General features: G+C 46.0%; 8 protein-coding genes and 2 tRNA genes. 4 read left to right on the forward strand and 6 right to left on the reverse strand.

What is annotated here, in order from left to right:
• Positions 1 to 435: 435 nt before the first annotated feature.
• The 4 genes from IQ270_RS25430 (at position 436) to IQ270_RS25445 (ending at position 3,491) form a co-directional block, all read left to right on the forward strand.
• Positions 436 to 1,389 carry a PhoH family protein gene (locus IQ270_RS25430; RefSeq protein ID WP_193975953.1) on the forward strand — a complete coding sequence of 318 codons (954 nt, stop codon included), beginning with the start codon at positions 436 to 438 and terminating at the stop codon, positions 1,387 to 1,389.
• Positions 1,390 to 1,497: 108 nt separating this feature from the next.
• On the forward strand, positions 1,498 to 1,902 hold the full coding sequence (locus IQ270_RS25435; RefSeq protein WP_193975954.1) for a ChuX/HutX family heme-like substrate-binding protein: 405 nt from the start codon (positions 1,498 to 1,500) through the stop codon (positions 1,900 to 1,902).
• Between the two features lie 683 nt (positions 1,903 to 2,585).
• Positions 2,586 to 3,101: an SMC-Scp complex subunit ScpB gene (scpB, locus tag IQ270_RS25440; RefSeq protein WP_193975955.1), complete on the forward strand. Its 516-nt coding sequence runs from the start codon at positions 2,586 to 2,588 to the stop codon at positions 3,099 to 3,101.
• Positions 3,102 to 3,143: 42 nt separating this feature from the next.
• Positions 3,144 to 3,491 (forward strand): DUF760 domain-containing protein, encoded by a 348-nt coding sequence (locus tag IQ270_RS25445; protein WP_193975956.1) that lies wholly within the window; start codon positions 3,144 to 3,146, stop codon positions 3,489 to 3,491.
• A gap of 466 nt (positions 3,492 to 3,957) precedes the next feature.
• Here IQ270_RS25445 and IQ270_RS25450 read toward each other — a convergent pair whose 3' ends face one another.
• The 6 genes from IQ270_RS25450 to IQ270_RS31475 all read right to left on the reverse strand — a co-directional run.
• The gene (locus IQ270_RS25450; protein WP_193975957.1) at positions 3,958 to 5,175 is read right to left on the reverse strand and encodes an HhoA/HhoB/HtrA family serine endopeptidase; all 1,218 of its coding nucleotides are present in this window, start codon (positions 5,173 to 5,175) and stop codon (positions 3,958 to 3,960) included.
• Between the two features lie 265 nt (positions 5,176 to 5,440).
• Positions 5,441 to 5,671 (reverse strand): hypothetical protein, encoded by a 231-nt coding sequence (locus IQ270_RS25455; RefSeq protein WP_193975958.1) that lies wholly within the window; start codon positions 5,669 to 5,671, stop codon positions 5,441 to 5,443.
• Between the two features lie 120 nt (positions 5,672 to 5,791).
• Positions 5,792 to 5,863: transfer RNA gene (locus IQ270_RS25460), tRNA-Thr, on the reverse strand.
• Positions 5,864 to 5,920: 57 nt separating this feature from the next.
• Positions 5,921 to 6,005, reverse strand: a tRNA-Tyr gene (locus IQ270_RS25465).
• Positions 6,006 to 6,231: 226 nt separating this feature from the next.
• Complete coding sequence (locus IQ270_RS25470) at positions 6,232 to 8,052, reverse strand: ABC transporter ATP-binding protein (RefSeq protein ID WP_193975959.1); 1,821 nt, start codon at positions 8,050 to 8,052, stop codon at positions 6,232 to 6,234.
• A gap of 553 nt (positions 8,053 to 8,605) precedes the next feature.
• Positions 8,606 to 8,804, reverse strand: a 199-nt coding sequence (locus tag IQ270_RS31475) for a hypothetical protein (RefSeq protein ID WP_228056691.1), incomplete at its 5' end; no start/stop codon positions are given.

The following is an 8,804-nucleotide window of genomic DNA, read 5'->3' on the forward strand; positions in this document are numbered from 1 at the left end:
TAGCAGGCCTTCGAGAGAACAACCTCGCCGTACTAACACACCTACGTTTAGAACGAGCAGAAATACTCCCGGTTATTAACTCAAGAGCTGAGAAACAATTTTAGATTTTAGATTGGCTGTTGTAGACTTTGTATTACAAGCCCGGTTTGATTTGAGATTGCCGGTTTTGCGATCGCACAAAAAGTTAAAATCTCAAATGTCAGCGAGCTCGGGTAAATCTAAAATCTAAAATCTAAAATCTCAAGTTGCCTGACTTCATAGAAAGGAGATTTGATTTGTGCCTCAAGCATCAAACTTATTGGTCATTTAAAGATAAAAGACGCCTTAGATATTGGGTATAATCTAGTGTAGGGCGTCTTTTTATTCGCAAACACTGACTGATTTAACGGTTAATTTTTAACTTTTAATTGCTTATTTGGAGGAGCTCATGGTGGCATGACTGAAAAACTCAAAATTGAATTGCCGAACACTCAAAGCGCTATCTCGCTCGCCGGTAATCAAGAAGAAAATTTGAAAATTATCTCTAAGCAAACCGGCGCCAACCTGGTAATGCGAGGGCAAGAACTGCTGATTTCAGGCACAAAAACTCAAGTAGAATTGTGTGATAAATTAGTGCGATCGCTCTCCGGCTTCTGGAAAGCAGGCAAAACCATTACCGGAGTTGAAATCCAGACAGCGCGCCAAGCTTTGGATAGCAACCGCCAAGAAGACTTACAAAACTTGCAGCGAGACGTGCTCGCCAAAACCCGCCGCGGCGAAGAAATCAGAGCCAAAACCTTCAAGCAGCGCCAGTACGTCGAAGCAGTACGCACCCACGACCTGACATTTTGCATCGGCCCAGCGGGTACTGGCAAAACATTTCTAGCAGCTATTTTCGCCGTACAAGCGCTGTTAAGCAAGCAGTACGAACGGCTGATTTTAACCAGACCCGCCGTAGAAGCTGGCGAAAAATTAGGATTTTTGCCGGGAGATTTGCAGCAAAAAGTCGATCCCTATTTGCGCCCGCTTTACGACGCCCTCCAAGAAATGATCGACCCCGACAAAATGACCGATTTAATGGAAAGAGGCTTGATCGAAGTAGCTCCTTTAGCTTATATGCGGGGCCGCACTCTCAGTAATGCTTTCGTAATTTTAGACGAAGCTCAAAATACAACGCCTGCTCAAATGAAAATGGTGTTGACTCGTCTCGGCTTTCGATCAAAAATGGTAGTAACCGGGGATCTCACTCAAACAGATTTGCCAGCACACCAACAGTCGGGATTGTCAGTTGCCCAAAACATTCTGGACAACGTTGAAGGCATTGCTTTCTGCGAATTCACTCAAGCGGATGTGGTAAGACACCCGCTAGTGCAGCGGATTGTCGCCGCTTACGAACTGTACGAAAAATAGTCAGTAGGCCGTTGGCAATAGTCAGCAGTTAACAGTCAACAGTTAACAGTCAACAGTCAACAGTCAACAGTCAACAGTCAACAGTCAACAATTCCCAATCATCAAATTATGCCTAATCTGAAAGAATTCTTAGAAGCTTGTGAAAAATTGGGAACGCTGCGTTTAATCGTGACTAGCAGCGCCGCCGTGCTGGAAGTGCGCGGTTCAATTCACAAGCTGTTTTATGCGGAGCTGCCGAAGGGTAAATATGCAAATATGCACGCCGAAATATTTGAATTTCACCTGAATATGGACAAAATTAAACAGGTAAAATTTGAGACTGGCGAGGCGAAAAGAGGCAATTTTACGACTTATGCAATTCGTTTTGTGGACGAGCAAAATGATGCTGCTTTGAGCGCATTTTTGCAGTGGGGAAAACCGGGGGAATACGAACCGGGACAGGTGGAAAATTGGCACGAATTGAAGGAAAAATACGGGGAGGTTTGGGAACCGGCACTTGTTGAGGCGGTTTAAGGCTAACAAAAAATCAAAAAAGTACGATCGCCCTGAATGCAAGTCCTCTAATTTTTAGAGAACCCATTTGATATCTTGCGAGCGTCCTCAAAAGCTGTTTTTTAAAGTTATTCGGTTGTGGACTTGCGCCTGGAATGATTTTCTGGTTGCTTTTCCCCCATCAAGTTTTGAGCTAAAGTTACCACCATTAAAACATCCAAACTCCCAATGGTTTATCCTTGAGCCTTGACTACAGCTTATCCCAATAGCATTAGATAGAAAGTCTTGGAATGTTGAAACGCTGGGTTTTACCTTCTTTGTTCACTGCAAAAAAAATAATTTATCAGACAATTTAGGCTGGCTTCAAATATTAATTAAAAACATCTAGTGTTTCAAATATAAATTAGTTAATATCCCCAAAATCGTGATGTTGCTAGAGTGAATCTTCAGGTGAACAAATCGGCGCATACGGAAGTCACAGATATGGGTTAAATCTCAGATTTGGCATCAATATCGATCCGGAGGTGATTCGTGGAGGAGGGCGGGTTGATTTAGGCTGTTTGCAATCTTTAAGGTTGTTGGCGAAGCGATCCCCTACAGGTTCCACACCAATGGTGCAATATCTCAGTTAAATTCGTTAAATCCCGTACACTAATAGTTGCCGAACTTCAACGTCCCAATTTTTTTCAGTTACCAATTTCCCAATGACTCGCTTAGCCACAACAATAGAAGCTATACTTTACCTCAAAGGTCAGCCCGTGCCGATCGCAGAAATTGCCGAGATTGCTAAGTGCGATCGATCTGCCGCCGAAGACGGTATTATCGAACTCATGTCTGACTCTTCCCGCCGCGACAGTGCATTAGAAGTTGTGGAAACTCCGACGGGATACAGCCTGCAACTGAGAGACGAGTTTGCCAGTTTGATGCAAACTTTAATACCTCCAGAATTGGGTGTTGGAGCTTTGCGGACGCTGGCGGCGATCGCCCTTAAAGGCGGCATCGCGCAGCCAGATTTAGTTAATTTGCGGGGTTCGGGAGCTTACCAACAGGTGCAGGAGCTTGTGGAAATGGGTTTTGTACGCAAACGGAAGCCTGCGGAGGGGCGATCGTATTGGTTACAAGTTACCGAGAAATTCCACCGGTACTTTCAGGTAGACCAACTCCCCAAACAACTGCAAATTGACTTTCAGGCAAATTTGTGCACAAGCAATGATGAGTAGTTTGAAGTAGAATGTAGCAAGCCAGAAATTAAGAATCGCCAAATGGTTTTTCACCCTGACTTTGACAATTCCAATGCCCAACAAACCGCAGTAAACCCACTTCTGAAGTACCTCCAACACCAATCTCCGGAGGTTCTAGCGCGCATCGCCAAGTCCGCCAGCCCAGAAATCCAAGAAATTATTTCTCATAATGTCCAAGGACTGGTAGGCGTTTTGCCCTCAGACAATTTTAATGTTCAAATTACCACTGACCGCGAAAACTTAGCAGGTTTGCTAGCTTCAGCGATGATGACAGGCTATTTTCTCAGGCAAATGGAGCAGAGGATGCACCTAGAAGAAAATTTAGCAAGCACTAGCTCGATTAAACCAAACTCTCCCAAAGAAAAGTAAAAAAAATTGACGGCTTGGGGAAGCCAGAAAGATGAGTGTTGTTCAAAAAATCAACAATCCTGGACGGACAGGGAATTAAGAAACCGGGTTTTTAATCCTATAATACCTCGCCATAAAAGGAGGATTTTGGTAAAAAAACCCGGTTTTTGCGTCTAGGACGATCGAGTATCAGATTTATTTGTTAGATCATTTCCGCTGACACCGTCAGGTGATGTTGACTGTTGACTGTTGACTCGAATTTATTATTCCGATGAAGAGAGGATTTGATCTGATCTCCACCTCTGGAAATTCGAGGATTTCTCTCAAGTGTTGCGACAACATAATTGTTTGGCTAGCGTGAAACGGAAAGTTGTGTTCCCCGGGCCGAAGTTTAAGGTGGAGCGATCGATTGTGGATTTTTCTACGAGGGATTTTAAACTATAGCCACACCCCAAGAATACTGCTGATGCGGTTGAGAGAATTGAAATTACTCACCGGTGGAGCTTCCCGATAGGGGAAAAGCACCGGGACGTACTTTAATTTTTTGAACTTGACCCAAACGGTTAATTTCCACTTCGAGTTCTTTGCCCACAGTAGTGTTTTCCACCTGTTCTTGTACGTCCCCGGGAGAGTTGACCGCAATTCCGTCAACTTTTTGAATGACATCTCCGGCGCGCAGGTCGGCTTTGTGAGCGGGGGAATTTTCCACGACTCGCATTATGGCTACGCCTCGATCGAGGGTGATTTTACGGTCTAGTTGTTTGTTGACTTCTGCTTTGGTGGCGGGAGTCAAGCTAATCATTTGAATGCCGAGATAGGGATGTTCGGCTTTTCCTTTGGCGAATAACTGATCGGAAACTCGTTTGGCGGTTTCGATCGGAATTGCAAATCCCAAGCCCTGAGCGTCGGCGCGAATGGCGGTATTGATGCCAATTACTTCGCCTTGGTCGTTAAGCAGGGGGCCGCCCGAATTGCCGGGGTTGATGGCTGCGTCGGTTTGGATGAATCGGACTCGTTTGTCGGGGATACCGACTTGGGAGCTCGATCGACCTGTGGCGCTAATAATGCCCACAGTCACCGTATTGTCGAGACCTAAAGGATTGCCGATCGCGATCGCCCACTGTCCCGGTACAATATTGTCCGATCGACCCAAAGTCACCTGCGGCAGTTCCTTAGCATTAATCTTAACCACAGCCACATCCGTCAGCGGATCGACACCCTGCACCTTACCCTCAAACTCCCGGCCGTCTTTGAGAGTCACCTTAACAGTATCCGTACCGGAAACAACGTGAGCATTAGTCACGATGCGGCCGTCAGCAGTCAGAATAAACCCCGAACCGGTACCGCGTTTGACTCGTTCTTCCGGCTGCGGCAAATTGTCCCCAAAAAACCGGCGAAACAAAGGATTTTTGAAAGCTTCCGGCACTTGATTCGTCACCTTGCTCGATGCGTCAATCCGCACGACAGCCGGGCCGACTTTTTCGGCTGCTTCAGCAATAAAATTGGGATTGCTGCGATCGACTGGGCGATTTTCCTCAACAAGAGGAGAAGCAAATGGCGGGATTTGTTGGCGCACCACGGGCAAAACCGATCCTGTTTCGAGATAATTTGGGCCTTGCAGGTAGCGATTCCCCAACCATCCGATGCCTCCGCCGCACGACAGCAGAGTCACATAAAGGGTCATTTGCTTAAAAGATAAACTCATATTTAACAACTCCCGCTGAATACCTCACCCCCGCAGACACCTTGGGCATCTAGCATTTTTGTCTTAGCGACGGGAAGGAAGCGGGGCGGGGCTTACTTGCCGCTTCCTCAAGAACATAGTTGTTAACAGACAGGCGCTGATGGGCATCACCAGCAAAAATTGCTTGATTTCCCAAGAGCGAAGAAAGCTAATAATTCTTATCCTAACTTGGCTCGACCTGGGATTTGCAGTATCGGGTGCGACTAGAGTTATCAAATAACTACTTTCACTCGGCTAGAAATTTGTCAATTGTCCGAAATAAATACTTTTTTGCGTAGATAATGACTTTGATACGCTGATTTCTGGTCATTTCTGGGCTTCTAAAGGTCGCCACTTTTAGGTTTTCCGGCAGCAAATCCTGCGCCCGCGACTTTCTCGGGCTGGCGATATCTCGATCGCGCCGCCACACAAAACACCCTAGGGGCAACCTGCGGGGACGGGAAATAAATCTTAACATTACGGGCTGCTCGGTCTCTTTTTTTGGGCGAGATTTAAAAACCCGATCGGCAAAAAATCCGCCTAAACCGTCAATTGATTGAGATTTTTAATTTCTCTAAAATTAAGATTTACAAAGTTAAGCCCGTGGCGAGATTTGAACTCGCGACTTCCTCCTTACCAAGGAGGTACTCTACCCCTGAGTTACACGGGCATAAAAGATTAAAAATTTTAATTTAACATTTTTAATTTTTAACTTTTATTTTAATTGTGGTGGGCCGGGCTGGATTTGAACCAGCGTAGGCGTAGCCAGCGGATTTACAGTCCGCCCCCATTAACCGCTCGGGCACCGACCCTTTTCCACAACAGTTATACACCTTAGCACCTTCATCTGTTTTTTGCAACATTATATTTAAAACTCTAATCATTAAGTTCAGAACAGATAAGTCTAGTATGGGAATTGAACCCGACGCCTTGCTCCGGGATCGGGCATGGGGCATCGGGCAATTTTGGATTTTAGATGGAGTGGTAAAAAACCCGGTTTCTGCGTCCAGGATAGTCAACTGACAACTGACAACTTCACTAATTCACTAATTCCCCGGTTTCTTGCAGCGAGTGCAGGCGGCGGTAAATGCCTTGTTGCTTCAAGAGTTCGTCGTGGCTGCCAATTTCGACGATTTTACCGCCGTCGAGTACAACGATCGCATCGGCTTCGCGAATTGTACTGAGTCGGTGGGCGATAATTATGGTGGTGCGCGTACCCAAGATGTTTTGCATGGCTAGCTGGATCGATCGCTCCGATTCATAATCCAAACTAGAAGTAGCTTCGTCAAAGATTAACACGTCCGGCTCCACCAACAAAGCCCTGGCAATGCCCAACCGCTGTCGCTGACCGCCGGACAAACGCATTCCCCGCTCCCCGACAACGGTATAGTAACCTTGGGGCAACAAGCTGACAAACTCGTCTACTCTGGCGATGCGACAAGCTTCCTCGACTTGCTCAAAAGTTGCTTTCCGATTGCCGTAAATTAGATTTTCCAGCAAAGTACCGTTAAACACGTCTACTTCTTGATGCACGATGGCTAAACGCTTGCGGTAGCGAGTCACGTCTAAGCTGCAAATGTCCTCGCCGTCGATCAGAATGCGCCCGGAATTAAGCTCGAAATACCGAAACAGCAGTTTAACTAATGTTGATTTCCCCGAACCCGATCGCCCGACTAATGCTACAGTCTGGCGGGGATGAATTAATAAATTTACATCCTGCAAAACAGGCTTTTGGCGATCGTACCCGAACGTCAGCCCGCAAAACTCGATTTTGCCAGTAAATTGATAAGGCGAGGCGGATACAGCATTTTCGGCAGCTAAATTGACTGCATCTACACCGTCTGCTAACTGCATAAACTCGTGAAACCGGATCATTGAAGAATAGCGGCGGGCAAATAATTCGGCGATAATGCTAATCGGACGCAGTTGGGAATATGCCATGCTTGCCAGGGTATAAACTGTGACAAAATATCCCAGAGATATCTCGCCGGAGACTGTGGCGGCCAGACTAAAACCGAGAACTGAAAACAGGCAAAACTGCACGATCGTCTGCTGGTATGTTCCCAGGACAACGTATCCTTTGTGAATGCGGTTAATTACAATTTTTAATTCGCGATCGAGTCTAGTTGTTTGCCTTTTTAGTTCGTCTGTTTCCGTCGCAAAAGCTTTGACTGTTTTGATGTTTGTGATAATTTCCGAGTTGCGGCTTTCGGTATTTTCGATGTATTCATCCAAAACTTCTTCGCGCTGAGTGAGTTTTTGGAGACCTTTGAGGGTGAAGCTGAGGATAAAGAGGAAGGAGACCAAAATTATTAAACCGATCCGCCATTCAATTAACCAGATAACTGCAAAGATGCCGATTAACCGGACGACTTCGGGGATGAATTCACCGGCAATTTCTGGGTAAGTCCAAGTGTGGTTGGCGATGCCTTTGGAGATGCGGCTGGCAATCCGTCCGGCGTTGTTTTCGTCGTAGAATTCTAGGGGTAAGGTGAGGATTTTGCCGATCGCGCCTCTCATTCGATCGCGCCGCGCCCTTAATGGTAGTGCCCAGTGGAACCAATTTCCCACCCAAGGCTGTACTGGTGCTTTGGCGACTGTTACCAAAAAAATCAAGCCTAGCAATACCCACAGCGATAATGTTTTACTGGGTGACTGCTGGGTAAGTGAGGCGATCGCAGCGATCGATGTTTGCGTTATTGTGTCTGTAGGTCGATCGGACAATACGTTTAACAGTTGCCCGATCGCGTAGGGCACAGCTAAATCGGCGATCGCCAGCAGGCTGGATGCACCGATGGTGACAACCGAGATTTTCCAGTAATTGCTGTAGTATTTGACGATCTCCTGAAAGCTTGCCATAATTTTTTTTGAGATACAACCCTTGCCAACACTTGAGTTTGATAACTGCGCGTCCAAGCGCTTTAATTACAAGTGTACTACAAAAGTAGTAAATCGGGGAGTTCTGGCTCGATCGTTCTAGTGACACTAAATCCGGGGAAGAAAACCCATTTATGATCCATGACGGCGTAAGTAAGGTGCGTCGCCACAAACAAATACTGCGGATGGTAAATAGCCGATCGAGGCACCCTACTACGATAAAGGGGGTATGTTACCCGGATTTGGTATGAGTCGCCCGATCGAATGATTTATGGCAATGAGTCGATCGAACTCAAACCGTTACAATTTGATTGAGAGTGTTGCAGAAGTCCTTGTAATCTTGACGAGATATCCCGTTAAGCTGGGGTTATAACTGTAGCTTTTAAAGATTAAAATAGAGACACTTTCACTCAATTAAAACCCCAAACCTCACGCTTTTTCTGTCGGCAATTCCCTAAGCTTACGCGCGCCGAAAAGGTGAATACCACCTCGTTTAAAGCTCGGTTTGATGTGCGGTTCCTGAGAATAGGTATAATTATATTTTTCCGGCAACTGTAAATCGCGAGTAAACTTGGCTTTCATCCGTCGGGGCGGAGTCAAGGAAAAGAGGCATATTGTACTTGGAGCTGGTATCATAATAACTAATAACTAATGACTGTTGACAGTTGACAGTTGACAGTTGACTACTGACTAAATTATGCAATTTATCGATCGAGCAGATATTCAAGTCGCAG

The organism is Microcoleus sp. LEGE 07076 (assembly GCF_015207455.1).
GTDB lineage: Bacteria > Cyanobacteriota > Cyanobacteriia > Cyanobacteriales > Microcoleaceae > Microcoleus.